This window comes from Pseudoalteromonas tetraodonis, from assembly GCF_002310835.1.
In the GTDB taxonomy this organism is placed as follows: domain Bacteria; phylum Pseudomonadota; class Gammaproteobacteria; order Enterobacterales; family Alteromonadaceae; genus Pseudoalteromonas; species Pseudoalteromonas tetraodonis.
In genome coordinates, this window is the sequence record NZ_CP011041.1 from 1,310,740 (window position 1) to 1,333,392 (window position 22,653).

Below are 22,653 nucleotides of genomic sequence, written 5' to 3' on the forward strand. Positions count from 1 at the left end.
CGTTCTACTTGAACGGCTTTTATAACAAATCTGTTTGTTAACTATCTACAGGCTTTTGATTCTTCGATCATTGCACGTTGAACAGCTACTGTTTCTTTGATTACTTTGTCGAAGAATTTTCTCTTTTCTTTCGCTGAACCGTTACGTACAAATTCAGAAAAAGGCGTAGACTTAACTTTTTCACGAGATTGAACTAACATGTCATACTCCTATTTATGTTGAATTACCTATACCGGCTATACGCTCTAAGGACGCGCGATTATACTTTTTGCCAAGTAGAGCGTCAATATCACTTACATTAAAGTAAGGCTTTTCTTTTGTTCCATCAAGGTTTTTTTCCATAAAAATAATATCTATATCATCCTTGAAAATATTTTTTAATTCGCTGACCACACGTTGAGACTCTAAGAACTGATTTACAAAAACCTCAGGTGGAACCCTTCTTCCTTCAACTATTTCGCGAGCCTTTACTAAGCACCAAGCTTGTTCGGGATCTTGATAAACAAATATAACCAAAACGTAGCGATCTTTACGTAAAGAACGTTCAATATTCGACTTTGCCTTTTCAAAACTTGAAAGCGTAGAGTCGAGTAAAAAACTAACCTTTTTCTTTAAAGCTCTGTCATGTATTGCTTCCACTAAAATAGTTGCAGGTGTTTGAAATAGCGGAGAGTTTAACCCCTGGTAGTCATCAAACTCCTTTCTTAGTTCATCATTTTCTATGTGAACAACATCAACCCCATGCTCTTTTTTAAATTGCGAAATAATACTTTTAGCAGTCTCTGTTTTTCCTGCACCAGGGGAGCCCGCCATAAAAACAGATACAGCACTTTCTTCTTCTGGCAAATGATCAATCATACTTTTGGCAAGGGTTTTCTTCATTGCTTTAGCTTTAACTAGCGCTTTTTTTGTAATTTCTTCATCTGTCATAATGTATCAAATTTAAGGTTAATTCACATAAATAAAGGGGTTAAAAACCCCTTTAAATCCAGTAGTATACTAAAGATCACTTTACATTTTTGGCTTAGGTCATCCCCCAAAACTCAGATTTAATATCATCAGCATTATTGTTTTTATATATGTTTTCACTTATCAAGTAAGCTTGAGATTGATTGTTATTAACCATAAAGTGCTTATCATTCTTTTTATAAAGCTTAAATGCATAGTGGTATTGGCTTGAATATGTCGCAGTAGCTGAAAATACATTGGTGATATTATTTTTCGCTATAAATTGAAAAATAGCTTGAGCGACATAGTTTAATCTTTCATCCCGGCCCATATTCATTGTAAACATTGAATGCGAACCTTGATCATCAAATGCAACAAATATCTCAATGACTTCATTTGAATCTTTAAAGATAAAGTTAACTACTCTACCGTCTAGCTTCATATCACCATCGTTATCAATTTCATATAGGTGGGAGGTTTCATTATTAACATACATAACCTCACCATTTTTAACGATAAACATTATATCGACTTCAGCTTCTACTAGCCTCATTCCACCATTGTAATTGATCTTCTGATTGCTAATTTTATTAACGGTCTTAGAAGACTTGCTTATTGAAATTAATTTATTAAGTATTTTTGTTCTAATTTCAAACATTTTCTGCGGGTCACGGCTGAAGCAACAAAGAATGCCTTTAAAAAAGACAAAAGCCTGTTGAGTACTACTAGTTTCAGTAACATTTACAAACTCAGAATGATCAATACCGCAATTTAAAGCATACTCTTGGTGTACTCCACCCATTTCTTCAAGCTCTTTTATCTCCTCATTCACAAAGTGCTTAATAGCATTAAAATCGTTTTTTAAATGTGTATTACTTAAAACTTCAGCCCAGCGAGTTGTAAAATGCTCGAAGCCATCACTCGCTAGTTGCCCTCTAATTTTATCGCCATTTTGTTCTTCAAAGCTCAGAAATAGCTTTATTCGCTCTAGGTTTTGTAAAGCCATCGGAGATGCATGCCCATCATCGAGAGATTGCTTCTTTTGTTCCATATTTATAACTTTAAGGTAATCATCATATGCCTCGAGATATCTCTCTTGAATCGCATAGCAGTTAGCTCTATTTAAATATACGTTTGAATGGTTTGGGCTGACTTCAAGTGATTTTGTAAAGAATAAAATAGCGTCATCTTGATTGCCATATTGATGATACTGAAGTGCTTGGCGAAAGAATTGTTCACCTTGGGCTTCTGCCTTAGGGTCCGTTTTAATTCTTGAGAAAAAGCTAAATAGAGACATATTATTTCCTTATAATAAGGTTGAGCTAAAAGCAGTGCGAAAGAGCATACTGTCGATTGTGAAAGTAAGTATTATTGATTTTAAAATCGGTATTTGCTAATAACTCGCTAGGTTTATCCAAATATATTGATTGGATATATTCTTTTGGAATATGACTATTAACGAGAATTTCGGCTTGTGAGTCAGTAGGGTCACAAGCTCGTAAATTGATAGGTTGATTATTAAAAAGCTGTTTTAATGCCACACTTCCTGAAAGGGATGCCTCAGTTGCTGATGCTATAGAAGAGCTAGCAGCATTTGCGGGGCAAAATAAGCAGTCAAGCTCCCATAAAACACGGGCAGATATTTCTAACACAGCCCAGCTTTCTTCTGGTTGTGCTTGTCTATACTTATAAAACATCTTGTCGTTAGGGTAGGACACAGATAACGAAATCATGTGAGTTCTGTAGTCAAATCGATTAGCATCGTTGTAAATATGACCTTTAGATATTTCGTTATTATAATCTTTACTATTAAGGCCTATATCCAAAATGCTTTTAAGGTTTTTCACTTTTGTAAAGTGTATTAATGTAGTAATTCCACGCTCGCTACAAAATTGCTTAATAAGCTCTTTATCATCAATATTCGCATATTTACCTAATCCATAATGCTTCATTACGGCATCAATTAATTCAAGACGTAATGAAATAGTATTTTGATAGCTGCCTAAGTCAGCTATTAAAGTTGAAAACAGAATGTTAGGGCTATTTAACTCCAGCAGTGGCATCTCAGTCTTTAGTTTTACACCACTGGATTTAGCAAAATTACGAACCAGGAGAGAGCTTTTGTTAGCGAAAGATAATTCATTTACTACAAATTCAGCTGCAATAGCTGGAGTAGGTAAAAGGGCTAATGTCTTGTTTAACATTGGCTCAAACATATTAATTTCCATTTAAATAAATAAATCCTTTTGTACAGGGGAGGCGCAACTTCCGATGCTTTGGCTTAAGTGAGCTATAAACTCATCAGCAGAGCGAGTAACTTGTTCTAAAGTGCCATTCTTGACTAAAGAAACATATAAAGCAGCTGCTCTAGCCTGGCAATTAACGCTTTTTTTAGGGTTAAATTCAATATCAGTAAACGCATTATATTGAATAATTTGAGAGTGTAGTTCTTTGTTTAATTTTAAAGCATTAATGTAAATCCAATCATAAAATACAGTTTTAGGTGTGAGTGGCCAGGTTTTTCCATTACTAAAAAAGCCAGTTAAACAGCCGCTCTCAACTAAACGGCTATCTCGTTTAACTTCATGTGTCGGAATTGTTAGAAGCTCTTTAAAAGGGCCGCCATTTTCAAACACTTTAGATGCATGAAAAATATTCTCCAGTGGAACTTCGCGACCATTTTTTAATGTAACGATCAAATTGAAAGCACTTAGGCTTATACCCAAGGTACTCTCACTTTTTGTAGAGATCTCAAGTACATTTAAATCATTAAACAAGTTATGCGCAGCGTTATGTAAAGAGCGAACAGATTTTTGCTTTTGTGTGGCTGCCATTCCTTTATGCCATTCAAAGTCAATAAGCTCTTCCTGTACATAAGGAAACGGCTTAATCACTTTAAAAACGGGTCTAGTAGCCACTTAATCAACCTTAGGGTGTTGTTATGTTAATTACGGGGGTTAAGCACTCTTGTATGCTTAAGCCACCATGGTTGTAATAATCACCAGCCACATAACCTGCAATACCAGGAGCCATGGCTACAGAGACGTTTTCGTTCCAATGCCATGGTACTTTTAATTCGTCAGTGCTTACATTGTCTTTTAAAATAGCACAGCGGGCTAAGCGTTTTTTAACCTGATTTTTTGGAATGTTTGCTTCAGCTAATTTACCTGGCACCCATAACCAACCGTGGTCGGTCACAATGCGTATATTTTTCCAGCCAGCAGCTATTAAGCCTTCAATACGGGTGACTACATCATTTAAGACGCTATCAATATAGCGCGGCATTTTTAGCTGTTGCTTATGCCCCATATTGTCTAAATCGCCAGTTTGCAGCCATGCATTTATAGATGGGTTGCCAGTATCTAACTCTTTTAAAAACTGCCAATCTTTTTTTCCTAATGCACTACTTAAGTGATAAGAGCTAAACTCAGAGCCAGACTCGGTTATCTGGGGAATAAAGTTATCGTTTTCTTGAGCGCCACTTAAAATATCGGCCACAGGCGTTACGGCAGCCTTAGCAGTTGCTGTTAATGAGGGCAGGGCACACCAATTACTTGTTAAATTAACATTTATGTTTAATTTACTAAGCTTATTCTCAAGCATTTTTGCAGTATCAAAACGTAGTCCATCAACAAAAAACACAGCTTGGCCGTTGGTGTTATACGTTGCGGTCGACTCATTTATTTCACCGGCACTACTTGGTTTACCTGGGTAGCCTTCGTCCTTTACTAAGCGTTGAAAGTTCAACGTAACAGCTTCAAGCCAGGGGGTATAAATTACTGCCAGAATATCAGCAACTACTTGCTCCTGGTTTAAATCAGTAGCAGCAGCCATTGCGTTAATTGCTGCCGCATCTGCTTGCCAGAACCGCTCTTTGTAGGTTTGTGCCATTGCTTCTGCATTTGGGCCTGTAAAATTAATCTGAGTATGTTTAGCAACGTATTCTAGTTGCTCTAATATATTTAGCCAAGGCGACATACCTAGCTTTTGCCACAGCCAGTTTTTACGCTGTTCATGTAATTTATACAAGGCAGTTAACTGCTGCCTTAGCTCGGTTGGCGTTACACTGATAATGCTAGCTAATTTATTTGCTAATTCAGCTTCATCTTTTAAATTTTCAGATAAAAAATGGCTAGCCTCAAACGCTAAACCAGTAGGAGCTATAGTTTTAAGCTTTTCAACTAAACAAGGTAGATTGTGTGCGGTGTCTTTAAATCGCTCCCAAACAGTATACCATTCGCCTTCAGCCTCACATAAGCTGTAGATAATAGCGCTTATATCGCTTATATCATCAGGGTCAAAGTTAAATTGGCTTATACAGGCTTGTTTAAATACAGGCCATTTATTTTCATCCCAAGCTTGCTTTTTTGCTTCGGGGTTATTTAACCAAGCTAGAATATCTTTAGCCGGGTCATCCATTACAATGCTTATAAAGTCTTGGGCTTCTAGCTTTTTACCTTTTAATTGCTCAGCTGGCGTTTCAAGTAAATCGGGTAGAATATTGAGTATGGCTTCTTGCGTTTTTTTGTCTTTGGCAACATCAAGCTCTAATCCCACACGCGGGTTTGTTAAAAATGAGCCAACACTCCAATCCCTACCTGCAGAGTTGTAAGCCCACCAGCAGCCTCTGTATTGCAATTCGGCTAAAGGTCTTAATTCATCAGGGCATTGCTCTATTGCACGTAAGTCTTTGCGGCCAACACCTGGTAAATAAATTATCGGGGTTTTATCTTTTGTTAATTCACAGTCTTCCAATACCCCAGCTATCGCACATTTAATCCAAATAGCAGGGCCTATGCGCTCCTCTGGACAATAAGTTCCTAGCTCAATGAGCTCAGGTAAATGTTGTTTTATAAACGGCATAGCAGGTTGCCACTGGCATTCAATATCAGTCCACAAAATAGCAGCAGGTGCAACTTGCACCGCTGAATTATAGGTTGCTGAGCTTCGCAGTTGCGAAGCTAGGTAATCAATTAATTGCATTTAATACACTCAAATACTAGGTAATTTAAAGAGCTCAACTACTTTAGATACTAAAAGTTCTGTTCTATTTTTGATTTTATCAACAGACCAGCTGGTTTCCGAAGCTAATTTACTATTTAGATACAGACCGTTTTTATATCCAACCGGGTTGCCTTTCCGATTTGTTCTATCACGTTTCTCTTCGAAGCTCTTATTACCTAATGTGCTGTTGTAGCCTGAAATTGTAAGATTCCCTAAATAGTGAACATATTGTTGTTTGTATGTTTGGGCTAGTTCTTTGTCACCATTAGCTATCATATTAACCCAAGACTCAGGTATGTTGTCACCCTGCGGGAATATATGTTCAATTGTCCAAACATATTGTTTGCCCTCAATTGCCCATAAATTAACGGTTGATTCCCTTGTCATTACACTCTCTTCAATGGCACAAAGAGCAAAACGACATACCGCTTTATTATCATCATATAGGTTGCCAGATAGCCCTTTAATAAAGTCTTCATCTGATGCACTTACATTTACTAATGACTTACAAATAAGGTCATAAATCGCATCACCTTTTAGCTTTGTAGCCTCATCAGAGAGGGACATAAATATTTTTGTTAAATCTCTCGTGGCAGGTGTATCTGTAGTATTCCTACGCACAAAAAAAGCAATTAACAAAGTAACAATTTTTTCAAAATGTTCTGATTTCAACTCTAGTGTTTCTTGTTTACTAAACAGTAGGAGTAATAATAGATACGATGGAACACCCTGAATGTTTTCTAAGCTAGACAGCAGTCCTGTTAATTTAGGGTTATCCGGAACTTCTTTATTGCCAATAATTTGCGCGTACAAATTAGCATGCACCATCATTGTTTTTAAGAAACTGCTAGCATCATTGGCGATCAGTTTTTCGTAAATATGAATAAGGTTAGATTTAGTCGCAACAGGAACACTAACAATATGCTTTAATTCAGGTTTAAATGCATTGTAGTACTGCCTAAAATATCGTTCTTGTATTCCATAATCATCACCAAGATAAGCTAATACTTTCATCCAATTATTAAAGTGCTTATCTATTTGCCCTGCATCATCCGACTCAAGTTTTGCCAACAACTTGTTTTTTATTAAATCAATAGCAGTAAGTGGTACCCCTCTGTTATTCAAAGATTCAAACAAAGTATATGCATCAGAATGACTAGCCACTTCAATTTTCACTAAGGTGGCTGTATTTACTTTATCTATTAACTCAGAAAGCGCTGCAAGCTGATCGGTAGCTTGATATAAAACGTCGTCTATCCTTCTACAAAAATGTCTAAAAGCTCGCAATACACGTCGATTTCCAGCATTTGAGATATGTTCAGCATTTTCTAAAATACCGGCTTGTTTAAGCACCCAAAAATAATCCTGTTGATTGTTATTTTGAACTTGAGGCGTTAGACGAGTCAGCTCTGGGGAGTTTTTTAATATTAGTTTATTTTTTAAGTTATAAAGTTCTATCTGTTGCGGCATATCGAGAGTTAACTCTAAGTTGCCATAACACTTGTAGATAGCTGCCATTAACAAAGATAAAGTAGTCATTCTTTGCTGGCCATCTACTAATTCTAGTTCCTGGATCTTTAATGAATCTAAACTTTGATTTATGCAGATAATAGAACCTAAAAAGTAGCTTGGATCATTTTCAAGTAAGTCTTCAAAAAGAGTATCCCATTGTATTTTCCCCCATGTATATTCACGTTGATACCTAGGGATGTTATATACAACCGCTGCTTCAATATTAAATAAAGTCGAAACAGGGTAGTTATCAACGGACTTAATCATTTTTAGCTTCCTTTGCTGCTTTTTTCTCGGCAAGTGTTAGGTGATGGTCATTTATACGGTCGCCTTGCTTGCCGCCATATTCTAAGCCTAAGTCATACCAAGGAGCTGACGCTACATCGGTGCCGCGGTCTTTTTTCCAGTGAATATTGGGTTTTGAACGCAAAATGCCAGCGTCTTTTTTACCTACATCTTTCGTTTTCATGAATGGGCGAATGTTCAGACGAACACCGTCATTTAAGTCTGGGTTCCAGCCGATAGGTTGCTCTGCTAGCGGCTTCCAGCGAACAAAGATATCCAGGCCTTCTTCACCAACCAAAATACTTTCAAGCTGTTTTCTTAGGTTTCTAGCGGCAGCTAAACGTATTTCAGCGCCTTCATCGCCATCTTTTTCTAATTGAATCTGGGTGCTAATCCAGTCATCAAGGTAGGTGTAAATTAAACGCTCTAAACCTTTATAATCGAGCATGTGATAATTTACTAATGCAGAAAACCCATCGGGTAAGCCATCCCATATTTGCCAAATGAATGGGCGATGTTGAAATAGTTTAGAATGTTGTTCGAAAAATTTATCACGTAGCCAAATGTTTAAGTCGCGAGACTTAACGGACTTCAATAAATTATTTAAGACGGTAGCAGACCATTTATCGCCATAGGCTGCATGCAAAATGGCTTCTAATCTATCAACCGCTGGTTTTTCACCGCGTATTGCAGGAATACAAACAATACCGTCATCATCGATCAAACCATCAAACACATTGTTTTGGGCTATGACTTCACGCATTTCAGGTGCTAATTCTATTTCCGTGTCCAGCTCCGCTGGCCATCGGTAACCTAATAGGCGAGCAACAGCGATTTGCAGAACGGTCTCGTCTACACGTAGCTCATTTATCGCTGTTGTTTTTGTTTCTTCATCCCAAATTACAGAAGCACAAGGGTGTCCGTGAAAAATCCATTGAGTGGAGTCACTACTAAACGGCTGAGATAAAATACTATCATTGAGTACTTTAGCTTGCTCATTCCAGTGCTTTTTGTCGAAAGGAACTTTTAACAAGGTTGCATTTGTTACACTTCTTTTTTTGTCTAGTTTTCTGACATTTGTGATGTATGTGTTGCTTCCACAATAAGCTAATAATGCGTCTAAGTCATTTTCATTTTTAGGAAAAATAACACTAACGCTGGCATCAAACTTAGATCCGCAATAGGCTGAGGTATTTAAACCTTGTTCATTAATAATAATGCCTTTACTGTCCCACGCTAGATTCCCAGATTCATGCATATCATGCAGTTTATGTCTATTCTCTCTAGCATATTTAGCGAGCTTTCCATGTCCTTGCTCCCAATAAATTACATCAAACATTCCTCCCCACGTATCACTTTTTGCATTTGGTGTTCTTAGATAGTCCCAACAAGTAGCATTAATGTCCACCTCCCAGGTTTTTCTGACAAATTGATCTTTGTCACCAGTTCGAAGTCCTTGATAGCAAAAAGCGTCGTCAGAAAGTGGGCTTGACGAGTCAACAGGCTCATACATTATTCTAGAATCAGGATTTCCAACTTGTTCTGATTGTGACAATAGCTTAATTACATTTTGTTTTAAGCTATTCTTTTTTGAGTCTATTACTTGTTCCGGGGAAACATCAAAGGCCGCTAGCTTACCATCATTATTACTACTATTAGCTAGAGAAATTAATATGGGTGAAACTCCTATTGGTGTTTCAAATGACTTGTCTCCTAGCCAAGCTAAAACGTCGATACTCACCTGATTTAGTAATTGATTTCTAAAATCAGTGTAACTAGTTAAGAATAACCAATTTTGAGGTAAAACTAGAGAAACGACTCCATTACTTTTTGAAAACTTAAGGCAACGCGAAATAAAAACAGTCTCTAACGCACTTTTTTCTTTTTTGTAATATTTTTCGATAAAGTCTTGAAGAAATTGACAAAGCTCTCCTTTAGTTTTGTAGGGAGGGTTTGTTGATATTAAATCATAAGCCTTTGTTAGTACTTCTGCGGCTTTAATTAGCCCATTCGCAGTTGCTTTAGCATCATTACTGACTTTGGTGTGGTTAGTGACTGCTGCTTGTAGTAAAGACCACGGTTGTGTACTTTCATTTTCCGAAGTTGGTTTTGGTTTTATCAAACTACCAAGGCTAGGCGCATTTTTAAATGTTTCTTGCATCCAATTAATAGCACTTTTAAGCTCATCATTGTCTTTCGCTACGTCTTTCCATTCTTTTTGGGCTTCACTAATAGACAAACCTGAACAAGCAACTTGTAACTCAGGCAATTGACGGTAACCACCAGAATTAGGATAACGCCAAGCTTCAAGCGCTAAAGCAAATGCCGCTAATTCTACACAGCGTTGGTCGAGTTCTAAACCATGAATATTTTGAGCTAGTACTTTATCAATTGCTTCTTTTGCAGTTAGCTTCTCTAGCTCCATTCGTATTGGCACTAGCATTAAGAATTTGGCTACTAAAAAGTGGCCTGAACCACAACAGGGATCGAGAGCTTTAAATTCACTTAAATTATCTGGCCATTTATCAAAATCACCTGCGGCACAACGCCATACTTTTGATTTTTCATCTTGAACAAAACGTAAATACTCAAGTGGTACGCCGGGAATAGAGGCTAGATCTCGCAGCTCTTGCTCGCTAGATGCAGTCGCTAGGTCATCTTGTGTTAAGCGTCGTTTAGCCCACCATGCGCCAAGGGCGTTGTCGAGTAAAAAGCTCACCATATAAGGTTCGGTGAATAGCTGCGTCACCGGGCTTAGTTCTTTAGCGCCAATTTTTACGCCAGATTCGTTAACTTGTTTTTTCTTTTTGTTTTGCCAAAATTGATAACACCAACCAAGTGCGTCTGATGCTTGAAAGGTATCAGGGTGCAAGTTTGCAATGAGTTCTTCTAACGCTTGAACATGGTTTATCGAAAGTTTAACGTCGAACACAGGCGAATCAGCTCGGAATATTTGCGGCAACATCTCTTGCGCTAATTGACCGGCTAATTCCCATCCGTCTTTAATATCTGGCTCTTCTTCAGCAAGTTCAAAGCACTCTTTTAGGGTGACTTGGGTGTATTGGTCATACATTAACAGGTCACTTTGTTCTAAAAAACGCGCAAACAACATACGGTGCCAATGTTCGTAGGCCATTTCGTTAACAAGCAATTCTGTTTCTTGTTTGCCTGTATCACGATTTAACACATCACCTAATTGACGGCCGTGGGCACGTAAACGTGTTCTAAGCTTTCGTTCTGCATCGCTTAAATAGTTCGGTGCATTGCCCTCGCCAATACCTAGACGAGTAAGCGCCTCGGTAACCGCGACTTCAACAATGTCACGGGCTTTTTCTACTGTTTTTTCAAGCTTGCCGCGTAATGTTTTATCTAATGGTGTTCTCATTTTTTATTCCTTTAGCAAACTTATTAGCTAGGTACCACAGGGCCATTGGCTAACTCTGAACGAAGTTGTGCTTCAACGTCTGTTAGCCAAGCTTTAAGATCGTCTTCTGATTCGATCATAGGCTTATTTAAGCGGATATGTTTCACTTTTGGTGCTAGTTCGCTAATGGCATCTTTAAGGGCTCCATCAAAACGACCTGGCAGCGCCGAAATTCGGTCATTCCACTGCTCAAAACTTGTTGCTTCTATAGCGTCGTATACTGCGGCTGGTGAAGATAAGTTAATAGATGGGATTGAACTTAGACTACGCTTTTCTAGTAGTGCTTGTTTCTTAGCATCGTCTAATTTAGCCCAATTAGTATCGTCTATTAAGTCGCGATGACATGCATTGAACTCGTCTTCATATTCAGAGAGTTTTGCAGTGATGGCATCACGTAATGCCGATTCTGCTTGTTTTAGTAGTGGGCTAATAGGGTTAGGCTCAGCTAACAAACTACGATTGCTTTCAATGGAGTCCATTTGTTCAGTAATAGCACTATATATTGCTAAATCTTTGCATAAACGAGAAACTGTTTTCAGCTCATTCCACTGGTTAACTCGGTGTTTAGCTAGATCTGCTTGTTCTTGCCATTCTATAAATTGACTTTGGATTTCGTCTTTTGCTTCATAAGCTTGTTGTAACTGTTCGTTACCATCGTACATTTCTAAATTGGTAAGAATTGTGGTGCTGGGTGCTAATGGTAATGGTGCTTCACCACCAGCACTACGCGCAACGTTTTTAGCGTTGGTTATCGCCTGCGATAATTTACTTTGCTCTTCATTAGCGCCACAATTTTGCCCTTCTGGTAATAACGCGTTTATTAAGCCACGTACTTTAATGATTTGTAATTTTGATAACGTTACATTTTCAGGGCGGAACTTAGTTTGAGTAACTGAAGATCTATCTAAACTTTTGGCATCAACAGGGCGTTCTTGTCCATCTTTTGCATTGAGCACGCCGGCAGCGACCATGGCAAATAGGGCGCCTTCAATGGTGTCTTTACCCCAGCCGTAAGGTGCATCTTTAAAGTTGTCGATAATTTCTTTACCTGTTTTTACTAAACCAATAAAGCGTTTAATTTCAGAGCATACAGGGTGTTTATCTGCTTCATCATTATGGTCAATTGCCTCTAATGCATTAGGGTCACCTTGAGTGCTGGCGCGATTGTAAACTTTAGCCCAACCTTTGTTGTCAGCCATTTTAAATTTACTATATAGACGCTGACTTGCTAGTTTACCTGCATTTTGAATTTGCTCTGCTAGGTTTTCGCCTTCAACCTCTTGACCTCCAGCGAGTTTTACCTGAATTTGGCTAAAGATATCTTTTAGGATGGCCTTTTTTGCACGATCAGCTTCTTTGAATCGATACTCCATTGCAGCATAGGCTTCTTTACCTGCATCGGTTTTAGCGGTACCTCGTACATCTATCGTGGTTTCTGCAGCTTTTAGTTCGACAATCGCTTTACGTAATTCATCACGTTGAGATGTGGGTACGTATATGTAAATAGTTGCTGTATCAGGGTTTGCGCCTCGAGCAAGATCGTTAAATTGTTTTTCAGATACTTCTGGTGACCAAGCATATAACTTTTTATCTGCTTCAATCGGTAACTCTGAGCCAAACTCAACGTTTATTAATCTTGGTTCAGCAACATCTCCCTGTGTGATTCTGGCAGATAATACCTGTTTACGAACAAATTGTTGAATCTCCTGAGAGCGAAATACTTCTAAACGTTGTGGGTTGCTTTTTAATTCGCTTTCTTGCTGACGATACATATCGTACCATTGTTGGCTTTCTACTGTTTGCAGGCGGTACTCTTCCCCTGCATTTGTTTGCATTGGCATTACCAAACCATCGTCAACCAGCTGAGCTAATAGCTTGGGTACTTTAGCTCGTAGTTCGTGTTTGCCTTCAAGCAGGTTTTCAAGTAGTAAATCAGATAGGGTATCTGCTGTTGCAGCTATGCCGTATTCTATATCGTTAGGTAGTTTGCTTATAAGTAGTATAAGCGCAAGAATACGTGCTTGTAATCTTTGGTCACTATCACCCCCTTTTAAGCGACTGATGGTTTCGTAAATGTCTTTACCTATCGCACCACTATTTAGGAGTTTAGTGGCTATTTGATCGTATATATAGTCGGCAGGAACAACATAACCAAGAGGGCACTTTGCGGTTTCCTTTATTGCCTCGTGAACTACGCGTAGCTGGTTACGTAGCTGTGAGCCTGTGCCTGTTTTATCTAGTGCTGGTAGAACTCGCTCCCAAAAACGGCGACGCACTGGTAGTAACGGGTAATCTGCCACCATCCATTTTTCGTCATCTTTATTGTGCTCAATAATACTGCCACGTAAATGGCGTGAAATTTCACCTAATTCATTATCAATAATATTCTGGATTTTTGGGCGAACTGTTTCTTTCTTTTGAAGAATTACCTTACGGATAACTGAGTCTACGTCCGTATCCTCTAATTGAACGTTAACTTGAAAACGTCCCATTAACCTATGTAAGTTTTCTGTTCCTGATAGAGCACTTTGGCCTGTACCAATAAATAATAACTTGGAGTTTAAGCGGCCATCGTCACCACAGGTTTCAACTAATTCTTGAACGTCCATTGCCGTTTCAATACTGTCGCCGATATATTGTTGTACTTCATCAAGAACGACAAGTGTTAATGGCAACTCACCATCAATTGCAAGAGCATCCATAATCGCAGTAACCATTTCTTCGTTACTAATATCCGTCACGACTTGATACTGTGAACGTATCATATCTCTTACTTCTTTGGCATCATTAGCGAAACCAGGGAGGGTGCTGAGCAAGGCATTACCAATAACAGGTGAAACATGAAGATTTTTTAACTCATACTCCCAAGCGTTTCGGCCTTCCTTTTGTTTAGAGTTTAGATTGATATAATCTTTTACCTCATCTAGTATACCTTCTGCTTTTAGCCACATAACAAATTTAGCTAAATGGTATTGCTCTGGTAATCCTGCAGATCTAAAAATAATACTTAAAAATGATAACCTAACTCTTTTACCCGCTCCAGCACCCAGTGTACCTGATGCTGCATGTAAACCATTATATTGAGCCCCAAGTTTAGAAAGCAGCTCAAATTCTTCTAAAATATCAGTAGGCAATTCAACTAAGCTACGGGCATAACTACCATCATTCAGTTTTTGATTAGTCCATAAAGCACGGATCATTTTAGCTAAATGTGATTTACCAGAGCCAAAAAAACCACTAATCCATACACCAGCCTGCTTTTTATTTTTTTCTACACTTGTGTTATAAGATCCAAGTATCTTTTTTAAGCCTATGGCATAAGCACCATCACACACGAATGTCCGTAATTCGTATTCTAGGATATCTAGTTCTAATTTAGAAAGGTCATCCTTAACAGTTGCAACCCCTTCGTTTGCAAGACTACGTACTGTAGGGTCGTTTAAGTATACTTCACGATTTAACATTCACTCATCCTTATGACATTGCTGTGATGGCTGTGGCGTGGTAACCCCACCCATCTCGGGCATCTAAAATTTTAAAATTATTATTTTGATATTCACCTGGGAAAAAGACGATTAGCCGACCTTTTACTTCTTTTGCTATTTGCTCTACCAAGCCTGATACAGACGTAAACCCAAACAAAGTTCCACAACCAAGTAGAGCTACTACTGTGTTTTCATTTTGTTTTTCAGTATATTCTGACTTTAATTTAATAATTAGCTCTTCAGTAAAGTCTTCGTACAATCCAACTAAGTATTCTGGATCTTCGAAATAGGTTTCTTTATAGTCTTGCTCTGCCATCCAGTTTTCAAAGCTGTTAGTAATATCGAGTTGCAGCCAAGGGTGCCCACTTTGTGTTGCACTGGCTTCAAACTCGTCAATTCGAGCTCTTAGCTTTAATTCGTCTTCTTTGTTGTAAACAACAAAGATAGTACGTTCATCAGGTGAAACTGCTTTAGGCCAGGGAATGCTTATATGGCTGTCAAAGCTTTGCAATAATTTTGATAATCGGTCTGACATTTAACCTTGCTCCTCGGCATTTGGAAGTTCTATATTCGGAAAGGTAACTTCTATCACTTCACTAATCTGTTTAAAGTTTATTAAACCTCTTAGTGACGCTCTGTGAGCTAACTCAAATAAATGCTCTTTATCTTGCGATAACATTTTGCACCAAAAGCTGTCGAAAAGTCGTTGGCCAGATAAACCATGGCAATGGGCTAAAAATAATGCATATGCGATATTTACATAGGTCGCTTTAGGCTGAGAGCGGTATTTTTTAGTTTTACCTTCAAGATAATTTGCTTGAGTCCATGTGCCATTAATATTTTGTGCAAATGACTTAAGTGATGCAGCACTAAAACGTTCTGGGTCGTCTTTAGCTAAATGTTGCTCGACTGTTTCTCTTGGCAAGTGTTCGCCTAATTGTAGTGACAGTATTACGCTAGCTGAATTTCTTAAAATAGGATCTCTTGCTACCGCTAATTGCAGTGCTAACATTGGCTGAGCATCTTCTGATAGTTCCCACCACTGACGGAAAACATTAAATAAAGGAATATCCATAGACATGCCATATAGATCTACAAGATGTCTAAAGGTTAATGAACGTGATTTTTCGGTTGGCTTATGCAGTATATTAAAGTTGATGATATCGTCTTCATAATTTTTTTTTGTTGCGCTTTCATCACGAGCGAAAAGAAGCTCTTTGAGCTCTTCAATCATCATACTTCTAGCTGAGTGAGCGCCATTTTTGCCAAATTTGAAGCCTATTTGGCTTAGTGTGTTTTCTTCAACCATGTTCATTCCTGATAGCCTGAGGCTATCTCAATATCTTTAAGATTAAGTTGTGATTTATTGCTTAAATGCAGCTGGTAAATATTGCAGTTTAATGTGCCGTGGTTAGAACAGTCTACGTTCCATTGCCTAAGTAAATAACCCAATAGAGCGGCTCTTATTTCTAATTTTAATTGCCCATTCTCCATCGCGTAATCAAGCTCTATAGCTTTTGGGTATTTTAGCTTTGGATGCGGGGTTAAAATTATATCGTAAATGGTGTGCCATTGGGTGTCTTTATCTGCGGATTCTTCAGGTTTTATGTTAGGTTGCTGTATTTTTGGGCATTCAATGCGGGTAGTTACAAAGTCTCTAAATTGTTGCTTGGTTCTATCAAAAGCGCGTACATGCCAGCGAGCACCATTATTTACAATAGAGTGGGGTACTAATACCTTTGAAGTAGTACCTGAAGTTAGTGACGTATATTGGCACTCTATAGTGAGCTTAGACGTAATAGCACGCATAAGAGTCGCGATTACTTCACTATTTGGGTGTATTAAGCGCGTTGCATCTTGGCAGTAGCTACTTGGCTGAACGCCACTAGACAGGCCATCACCAAAACCACGGCATAAAGCGCTGAGAATACTCTCAGCATTATGTTCGAACAAAGGTTTAAAGCTTTCTAAGCGGTGGTAACTTTTGGTTGTATGGCTTAATACTAGATTTTGCGGTGCAAGTTCTTTATATGATGAAAAGTCACGAGTGCACGCGGCTAAGCCAGTTTTAAAACGCTGAATTAAATCAGCTCTTGCGACTTGGCCAAAGTACTGCAGATTAAAATCTATGAACGCTAAGCGTTCCCTCTGCGCATGTGTGAGTGCATCCAATGCGGTATTAGTCATAAATATACTAAATCATTATTTTGTAGTAACTATATCAGGCAAATGAAAAGATGCAATCAAAATGAGTTAATGCCCGGTTAATAATAGATATGCTTTTAACACGACTTTAAATTTCTAGGTCACTAATAACCTTCATTTCATTAATTATACTGCTCCTTAAGCTCAAGCAAACTGTTTCAGAGTAACCGTCTGGCATTATATCTCTACTCAAAACTGGTAGTTTATTCAATGATTTAAATTTTTTTATAAGCTTACTCTCGAATTGGTAGATTAAATTTCCGTCATCATGATAAATATAATTAATAAGTATATGCTTTAGTAAAGTTTGTTTAGATTGTTGCTGCATTCTTGCAACCGGCTCTCTATTTGTAATACCTAGCTTTAAAGCAATAAGTTTATTTTTGCTGTAAAGTTCTTGTAGGTAAAAGTAAGCAGGTTTAGAGCGGTTAAAGCCACTTTCAGCACAATGTGGGCAAGCTGTTCCAGAAAAAATACAGTCAGGGTTAGTTTCCCATGTAAACGCTTCATCTTTTAAACACTGTAATAATATTCTACTTTTTACACCTCTTTCGAAGTTAGTAACAGGGCCAAGAAGCTTGAACTTGTCTTTCCCTATCTCATTAATGCGATCAATTATTTCATCTATAGTGTAAACATATGAATTTGTGCATTTAGGGCATTGGCCACCTCTAAGTATGTTGTTTACAGATGGCGTCCAAGGGTTTCTAAATAAATGCCCATAACCATGAGTAGGGCACAATAGAACTACTTTTGTATGTTTAGACTTTTTCTTATCGTCAAATAGTAGCACTTTATAATTTGTCTTTTTTTCTATTTGACTCTTATATTCATCTAGCGAAAAATTATACAAATTAGCGCATTTAGGGCAGCCATTCCCTCTGGTAATATCTTCGAATCGGGGAACCCAAGGTGTTGCAAATTCATCACTTGGTCCGTGCTCTGCGCAACTGACAGCTATTCTGGTGTTTTTACCTTTGAAATCGGACTTTAAGCGAATAAATTTGTATTTTGTATCGTTAACTAATTCTATCCACTCATCAATGGTTCGCTTATAAGTGCCCTTACATTTTGGACAGCCTCTATTGCGAATGATATTAACTGCAGTGGGTTCCCATTTATTTGCATAAAGTTGACCTTCACCATGAATTTTACAAATTAGATTGAGCTTAGTTGAAGAGCCTTTAAATTCTCCAATGAAGTTTTTAAACTTGAATCCTTTATCTTCGATAAGCTTTATCCATTCATCAGATGTATATATGTACTTGCCAGCACATTTTGGGCAGCCATAGCCATTTATTATAGAAGAGGCAAGCGGTACCCATCTATTGCCAAACTTTGAGCCATCGCCATGCGTCGGGCATTTTAAAATAACTCGGTCATTTGATATTAATCTATCGCTCATATAGTCTATAAGCTCAAATCTATCTTCAATTGCTTTGGTAAGTTGTCTATATTTTTCAACTCGTTTATCAGTTTTATTCATTATGTTCAGCCATATAAGTCCTTTTAATAAGGCTAACTTACTGCTAAATCATGATTAAATCTACATTTGTTAGTTAAATTTCATCTCTTTTTCCAATCTTTTCACTTATCCATTCTTCAACTTCACTTTCTACCCAGGCTACAGAGTTGCCACCTAGCTCGACCTTCATTGGAAATCCACCAGCGCTCATAAAGCGATAAACAGTTGAACGGCTTAAGCCTGTAATATGTAAAACTTCTTTTAATTTGATTAAACGCATGGGATTTCTCCGGTTAGGTTATTAGTACATATCCTTTCCGGAGGTAGTAATTTTTTACTGAGGCGAAACAAAAACGTTAAGCACATACATCACTATTTTGCATAAACCATTAAGAGGGCATAACAATGCAAAATAACAAGTCACTATACGAATTTGATCACCCTGTAAGTGATGAACAAATACTTGAAGCTGCTGCTTACATAATCGCTCAAAAGCAATTTAGGCATGGGGCTTTAACATGCCCTAAAGACAGTGAAGAATATTTAAGGCATAAGCTGGCGTTGATTGAGCATGAGGTGTTTGCCGTCCTGTTCTTGGATAGCCAAAATCGCATACTTGAATATAAAGAGTTATTTAGGGGGACTATTAACGCCGCAAGCGTATACCCACGAGAGGTAGTTAAAGAAGTATTAGCGCTAAATGCAGCATCTGTAATACTTGCGCACAATCATCCTTCAGGCGTCAGCACGCCATCACAGGCCGATAAACTTATTACCAGTAAATTACAGCAGGCGCTTAACCTAATTGATGTTTCGATAGTCGATCACATCATTATTGGTGAAACCAGTTATTCATTTGCTGAGCATGGCTTAATTTAAAGGGAGTAGGGTATGGCGATTAAAATAGAGCAAGTGCCAGGACTAAACGTGCCAGAGTCACTGTTTGATGTGATTGTAAATGCCATCACTAAACAAGGTGAATCGATAGGGAATGCGAGTAAGTTAACTTTGAATTTCCGTGATAAAGATTATAGCGCAGCAGCTGGGGGCTTTCACCCAGTCGAGGTTAGGCTAGAAAAACGCGGTATTGGTTGGGAGCTTGTATACATTACTGACTTTTCATACCAGGGCCGACCGGATTTTGAGTTAGTAAAGGAGATTGATGTTTGCTTTGAAATTAAACGCGTGTATCACATGCTGGTGGGCTGGTTAAGTGAACGAGAGGGCAAGGAGCTTTTAACTTTATTTGTGACTAACTTTGTTGAATATTACAACACAGGCTGCTACCAAGTCATTATTTCAACAGAATAAGGAGTTGGCTATGGCTGAAGTACAGGCGATTAAGGACCTTGATACAGTAAAGTTAATCAGTTACTTGCTTGAAAAGCGGTGTTCTAAACAGATGAGCCATATTTGGAATATAGGTCTGAACTTGGCATTGCGCATATCTGATTTGTTGTCTGTTAAATTTACGGACATTCAAAATGACAGGTTACTTATATTTGAAAGTAAAACAGGCAAGCTTGCAGAGATTAAGTTAAATCAAAAAGCATTAGCGTTTATCCATGAAGTACGAATCACTCACCCCAACCATGTTTACTTATTTCAATCGTATCGTAATCAACAGGCTAAAGGTTCACCACCACGGCCTTTATCTCGAAGGGCTGTAACAAGAGCATTTGCGTTAGTGGGTGAAGAGCTTAATTTAAAACTAGGCACTCACTCGATGCGGAAAACCCGAGGTTACCACCTCTACCATAAAACCCAAGACATCGCGCGTGTAATGAAGATGCTTCGCCATAGCTCGGAAGCAACAACACTGCGTTACATTGGCATAACCCAGGAGGAAATCGATAAAGACTTTGAAGAGTTAGAGCTATAAATTTATAACATATAATAGGAGTAAGTTTGTTATGTCGTTAGAAAAAGCCGTTGCATGCGGTGCAGTAGGAAATGAAGTTTCTAAACAAATAACCGGTAGTTCTAAGCCATCACTCAGTAGAACAGCCATTGCTGTGAGCTCTGGTGCTGTAGCAGGCGCTACAGTATCCGGTGCAGTTGTCGTTGGCCTGGGTGTGGCGTCTGCACCAGTTACGGTGCCTTTAGCTGTTGCTAGTGGCTTGTTAGCAGGAGTCGCAAGTTTATTTGATTAGAAGTAAACAAAGAACGCATTTTTGCAGTGCGTTCTTTTTTTGCTTTTGTAGTGTAAATAGTGCTTCTCGTAATGCTATTTTGGGAACTTGCCATCCCTTGTATACTAAGGGTTTAAGCTTATTTAGCTAATTGAAGGTCTCAAAACCTCGTTAAAACGAATTATGAGAAGCACAGGTCTTAATTAGAATATCATCTTTGACTATAACCAAAACAACGGTGCCCTAAGCCATATTGTTTCGTATTAAGCTTTGCTAAATAACTAGCTCGTTTATAAAGACTGCTGTAATCCGCTTTAAAATTTGTATTGTTCGCGTCAAGGTAGTAATGAGCATTTTGAGGCAAGTGAACTAGTTGCATAGTTTCATCCAACGGTAAGCTCAACGCACTCGCCCAGGACTTAACTATTCGAGTAAACAAGTTATCGCTTTCTATATTTATTTTACCCGTACAGTGGTAACGGTCCTTATTGAAAAACAGTACACAATGATAATGCTGTTGGTGAGCTTTGTTTTTCTCTCTAGTCCAAATATATCTAAAATTACATGGATGTGGAGTTTTACCATCACGAACTTTACGTTTTGTATCTGCTTTAATCTGCGCCTCAAGAGAAGCAATAAATCGTGTAATAATTTTATTGCTATCTAAATCAATTGTATTTGAATAAGCAGGTAGCCTTAAATCAATTCTGACTGCAAACGTTCTTTTATGTTCACTACATGCAGCATGCATTACTTTCTCAATAGCATTTAAGTAGGGAATAACTAGTCGCTGTGAATCGCCCCGTGTTTGCCAGAGACTCAATAACTTGAGAAACTGGAACTATGAAAAAATCAGTTAGCTTCCGTCTAGCCGCGGGTACACAGCATCTTCACTGCGATTTCAATTTCACTGAGTCTCGGGATCGCTATACATCAGAATTTCGTGAACGTGCAATTAGGCTTGTTACCACACAACAGCATGAATACCCTTCTCTTTGGGCTGCGCTAGTATCGATTTCAGATAAACTGGGATGTACCCCAGAAACACTTAGAGCATGGGTCAAGAAATCTCAAGCTCAACCGTCTAAACCCTCTTCTAATACGCAATCAACTGAAGAACGCCTTGCCGTCTTAGAGCGCGAGAATAAAGAGCTCAAGCGAACGAATGATATCCTGAGGCAAGCTGCCGCTTTTTTCGCCCAAGCGGAGCTCGACCGCAAACAGAAGTAATAGTGGATTTTATTGATGCTTGCAGAGAGCATTACGGTGTCGAGTCAATTTGCAAGGAATTGCCGATTGCACCATCAACGTATTATTCTCATAAACAGATACAAAGAGAGCCTGAGCGACTGTCTAACCGCAAAAAGCGTGATGCTGAGCTGATAATACTCATTCGCGAAGTGTGGGAGGATAATATGTCAGTTTATGGTGCAAGAAAAATATGGAAGCAGCTACAGCTTGACGACCATCAAGTCGCCCGCTGTACAGTCGAACGATTGATGCGAGTTATGGGAATTCAAGGTGTTCGTCGGGGTAAAGCACATAAGACAACGATACCTGACGAGCAACAAGATAAGCCACTTGATTTAGTTAATCGTCAATTTACTGCTGAGCAGCCAAATCAACTTTGGGTAGCTGACATCACCTATGTTGCCACATGGAGTGGGTTTGTTTATGTCGCTTTCGTGATAGATGTTTTTTCACGATACATTGTAGGTTGGCGTGTATCAACGACAATGCACACAGAGCTTATTCTTGATGCGTTAGAGCAAGCTATTTGGCATCGTGGCAACCCCGAAGGGTTAATTCACCACAGCGACAGAGGCAGCCAATATTTGTCTATACGATACACTGAGCGACTTGCTGAAGCTGGAATTCAAGCGTCTATAGGCAGTGTGGGTGACTCTTATGACAATGCATTGGCTGAAACAATAAATGGATTATTTAAAACAGAGATTATTCGCAGAAATGGCCCGTGGAAGAATGTTGATGCTGTTGAATACGCAACGTTAGAGTGGGTCAATTGGTTTAATAATCAACGCTTATTATCTTCAATTGGGTATATTTCACCAGCTCAATATGAAACAGACTACTATGATAATTTAAACGAGTCAGGTAAAGTGGCCTGACTTAAACAAACTGGTCTCCGATGAACTCGGGGCGATTCACTGTTCTACTCTAGCGAGTGTTTGA

At 38.5% G+C, this 22,653-nt stretch carries 20 protein-coding genes and 1 other annotated feature; of the genes, 5 read left to right on the top strand and 15 right to left on the bottom strand.

Annotated elements, in window-relative coordinates; genetic code table 11:
• Nucleotides 1-41 precede the first annotated feature (41 nt).
• From PTET_RS19045 to PTET_RS06230, 14 genes are all read right to left on the bottom strand, one after another.
• Nucleotides 42-200 (bottom strand): hypothetical protein, encoded by a 159-nt coding sequence (locus PTET_RS19045; RefSeq protein ID WP_167378567.1) that lies wholly within the window; start codon nt 198-200, stop codon nt 42-44.
• A 13-nt stretch (nt 201-213) separates the two neighbouring features.
• On the bottom strand, nt 214-930 hold the full coding sequence (locus tag PTET_RS06170) for a zeta toxin family protein (RefSeq protein WP_054983659.1): 717 nt from the start codon (nt 928-930) through the stop codon (nt 214-216).
• Between the two features lie 94 nt (nt 931-1,024).
• Entirely contained in the window at nt 1,025-2,245 is a 1,221-nt protein-coding gene (locus tag PTET_RS06175) for a tetratricopeptide repeat protein (protein ID WP_096038332.1), read from the bottom strand.
• A 25-nt stretch (nt 2,246-2,270) separates the two neighbouring features.
• Nucleotides 2,271-3,176 (bottom strand): DarT ssDNA thymidine ADP-ribosyltransferase family protein, encoded by a 906-nt coding sequence (locus PTET_RS06180; RefSeq protein ID WP_096038333.1) that lies wholly within the window; start codon nt 3,174-3,176, stop codon nt 2,271-2,273.
• Nucleotides 3,177-3,866 (bottom strand): DarT1-associated NADAR antitoxin family protein, encoded by a 690-nt coding sequence (locus tag PTET_RS06185; RefSeq protein WP_096038334.1) that lies wholly within the window; start codon nt 3,864-3,866, stop codon nt 3,177-3,179.
• A 10-nt stretch (nt 3,867-3,876) separates the two neighbouring features.
• Nucleotides 3,877-5,931 (bottom strand): BREX-1 system phosphatase PglZ type B, encoded by a 2,055-nt coding sequence (pglZ, locus tag PTET_RS06190; RefSeq protein WP_096038335.1) that lies wholly within the window; start codon nt 5,929-5,931, stop codon nt 3,877-3,879.
• A gap of 9 nt (nt 5,932-5,940) precedes the next feature.
• Nucleotides 5,941-7,731 (bottom strand): DUF262 domain-containing protein, encoded by a 1,791-nt coding sequence (locus tag PTET_RS06195; protein WP_096038336.1) that lies wholly within the window; start codon nt 7,729-7,731, stop codon nt 5,941-5,943.
• Nucleotides 7,724-11,134: an Eco57I restriction-modification methylase domain-containing protein gene (locus tag PTET_RS06200; protein WP_096038337.1), complete on the bottom strand. Its 3,411-nt coding sequence runs from the start codon at nt 11,132-11,134 to the stop codon at nt 7,724-7,726. Before PTET_RS06200 ends, PTET_RS06195 begins: the two co-directional genes overlap by 8 nt.
• 23 nt (nt 11,135-11,157) lie before the next feature.
• Nucleotides 11,158-14,637 carry a BREX system P-loop protein BrxC gene (gene brxC, locus PTET_RS06205; RefSeq protein WP_096038338.1) on the bottom strand — a complete coding sequence of 1,160 codons (3,480 nt, stop codon included), beginning with the start codon at nt 14,635-14,637 and terminating at the stop codon, nt 11,158-11,160.
• Between the two features lie 10 nt (nt 14,638-14,647).
• A complete protein-coding gene (locus tag PTET_RS06210; protein WP_096038339.1) occupies nt 14,648-15,193 on the bottom strand; it encodes a BREX protein BrxB domain-containing protein in 546 nt (181 codons plus the stop codon).
• Nucleotides 15,194-15,967, bottom strand: coding sequence for a hypothetical protein (locus PTET_RS06215; protein ID WP_096038340.1), 774 nt, complete (start codon nt 15,965-15,967; stop codon nt 15,194-15,196). It abuts the gene before it with no gap.
• A 2-nt stretch (nt 15,968-15,969) separates the two neighbouring features.
• Nucleotides 15,970-16,845 carry a WYL domain-containing protein gene (locus PTET_RS06220; protein ID WP_096038341.1) on the bottom strand — a complete coding sequence of 292 codons (876 nt, stop codon included), beginning with the start codon at nt 16,843-16,845 and terminating at the stop codon, nt 15,970-15,972.
• A 106-nt stretch (nt 16,846-16,951) separates the two neighbouring features.
• Nucleotides 16,952-18,349, bottom strand: a complete 1,398-nt coding sequence (locus tag PTET_RS06225) for a hypothetical protein (RefSeq protein ID WP_096038342.1) — start codon at nt 18,347-18,349, stop codon at nt 16,952-16,954.
• A 73-nt stretch (nt 18,350-18,422) separates the two neighbouring features.
• Entirely contained in the window at nt 18,423-18,608 is a 186-nt protein-coding gene (locus tag PTET_RS06230) for a helix-turn-helix transcriptional regulator (protein ID WP_058406004.1), read from the bottom strand.
• Between the two features lie 125 nt (nt 18,609-18,733).
• Here PTET_RS06230 and radC point away from each other — a divergent pair, with 125 nt between their 5' ends.
• The 4 genes from radC to PTET_RS06250 are packed head-to-tail and all read left to right on the top strand — an operon-like array spanning nt 18,734 to nt 20,481.
• The gene (gene radC / locus PTET_RS06235) at nt 18,734-19,207 is read left to right on the top strand and encodes a RadC family protein (RefSeq protein WP_096038343.1); all 474 of its coding nucleotides are present in this window, start codon (nt 18,734-18,736) and stop codon (nt 19,205-19,207) included.
• A 12-nt stretch (nt 19,208-19,219) separates the two neighbouring features.
• Nucleotides 19,220-19,639, top strand: coding sequence for a DUF2787 family protein (locus PTET_RS06240; protein ID WP_096038344.1), 420 nt, complete (start codon nt 19,220-19,222; stop codon nt 19,637-19,639).
• A 10-nt stretch (nt 19,640-19,649) separates the two neighbouring features.
• The gene (locus PTET_RS06245) at nt 19,650-20,210 is read left to right on the top strand and encodes a tyrosine-type recombinase/integrase (protein ID WP_054983673.1); all 561 of its coding nucleotides are present in this window, start codon (nt 19,650-19,652) and stop codon (nt 20,208-20,210) included.
• A gap of 31 nt (nt 20,211-20,241) precedes the next feature.
• Nucleotides 20,242-20,481 carry a hypothetical protein gene (locus PTET_RS06250; RefSeq protein WP_096038345.1) on the top strand — a complete coding sequence of 80 codons (240 nt, stop codon included), beginning with the start codon at nt 20,242-20,244 and terminating at the stop codon, nt 20,479-20,481.
• A 190-nt stretch (nt 20,482-20,671) separates the two neighbouring features.
• Here PTET_RS06250 and PTET_RS06255 read toward each other — a convergent pair whose 3' ends face one another.
• Nucleotides 20,672-21,211 (bottom strand): inovirus Gp2 family protein, encoded by a 540-nt coding sequence (locus tag PTET_RS06255; protein WP_244186377.1) that lies wholly within the window; start codon nt 21,209-21,211, stop codon nt 20,672-20,674.
• 203 nt (nt 21,212-21,414) lie between these two features.
• Here PTET_RS06255 and PTET_RS06260 point away from each other — a divergent pair.
• Nucleotides 21,415-22,589 (top strand): IS3 family transposase gene (locus PTET_RS06260; protein WP_157740511.1). Its coding sequence is split into 2 segments (ribosomal slippage): nt 21,415-21,649 and nt 21,649-22,589, totalling 1,176 coding nucleotides; the frame shifts between segments, so codons are not numbered across the junction.
• Nucleotides 21,648-21,764: a sequence feature (AL1L pseudoknot), on the top strand. (Overlaps the previous gene by 117 nt.)
• Nucleotides 22,590-22,653: the final 64 nt, after the last annotated feature.

Excerpts from the sequence above, each read along its gene's own strand:
- PTET_RS06200 (WP_096038337.1), bottom strand. The coding sequence starts at position 11,134 with ATGAGAACACCATTAGATAAAACATTACGCGGCAAGCTTGAAAAAACA.
- PTET_RS06245 (WP_054983673.1), top strand. The coding sequence starts at position 19,650 with ATGGCTGAAGTACAGGCGATTAAGGACCTTGATACAGTAAAGTTAATC.
- PTET_RS06255 (WP_244186377.1), bottom strand. The coding sequence starts at position 21,211 with ATGCATGCTGCATGTAGTGAACATAAAAGAACGTTTGCAGTCAGAATT.
- PTET_RS06250 (WP_096038345.1), top strand. The coding sequence starts at position 20,242 with ATGTCGTTAGAAAAAGCCGTTGCATGCGGTGCAGTAGGAAATGAAGTT.
- PTET_RS06175 (WP_096038332.1), bottom strand. The coding sequence starts at position 2,245 with ATGTCTCTATTTAGCTTTTTCTCAAGAATTAAAACGGACCCTAAGGCA.
- PTET_RS06180 (WP_096038333.1), bottom strand. The coding sequence starts at position 3,176 with ATGGAAATTAATATGTTTGAGCCAATGTTAAACAAGACATTAGCCCTT.
- PTET_RS19045 (WP_167378567.1), bottom strand. The coding sequence starts at position 200 with ATGTTAGTTCAATCTCGTGAAAAAGTTAAGTCTACGCCTTTTTCTGAA.
- PTET_RS06225 (WP_096038342.1), bottom strand. The coding sequence starts at position 18,349 with ATGAATAAAACTGATAAACGAGTTGAAAAATATAGACAACTTACCAAA.
- PTET_RS06240 (WP_096038344.1), top strand. The coding sequence starts at position 19,220 with ATGGCGATTAAAATAGAGCAAGTGCCAGGACTAAACGTGCCAGAGTCA.
- PTET_RS06195 (WP_096038336.1), bottom strand. The coding sequence starts at position 7,731 with ATGATTAAGTCCGTTGATAACTACCCTGTTTCGACTTTATTTAATATT.
- brxC (WP_096038338.1), bottom strand. The coding sequence starts at position 14,637 with ATGTTAAATCGTGAAGTATACTTAAACGACCCTACAGTACGTAGTCTT.
- PTET_RS06220 (WP_096038341.1), bottom strand. The coding sequence starts at position 16,845 with ATGACTAATACCGCATTGGATGCACTCACACATGCGCAGAGGGAACGC.
- PTET_RS06170 (WP_054983659.1), bottom strand. The coding sequence starts at position 930 with ATGACAGATGAAGAAATTACAAAAAAAGCGCTAGTTAAAGCTAAAGCA.
- radC (WP_096038343.1), top strand. The coding sequence starts at position 18,734 with ATGCAAAATAACAAGTCACTATACGAATTTGATCACCCTGTAAGTGAT.
- PTET_RS06230 (WP_058406004.1), bottom strand. The coding sequence starts at position 18,608 with ATGCGTTTAATCAAATTAAAAGAAGTTTTACATATTACAGGCTTAAGC.
- PTET_RS06210 (WP_096038339.1), bottom strand. The coding sequence starts at position 15,193 with ATGTCAGACCGATTATCAAAATTATTGCAAAGCTTTGACAGCCATATA.
- PTET_RS06215 (WP_096038340.1), bottom strand. The coding sequence starts at position 15,967 with ATGGTTGAAGAAAACACACTAAGCCAAATAGGCTTCAAATTTGGCAAA.
- pglZ (WP_096038335.1), bottom strand. The coding sequence starts at position 5,931 with ATGCAATTAATTGATTACCTAGCTTCGCAACTGCGAAGCTCAGCAACC.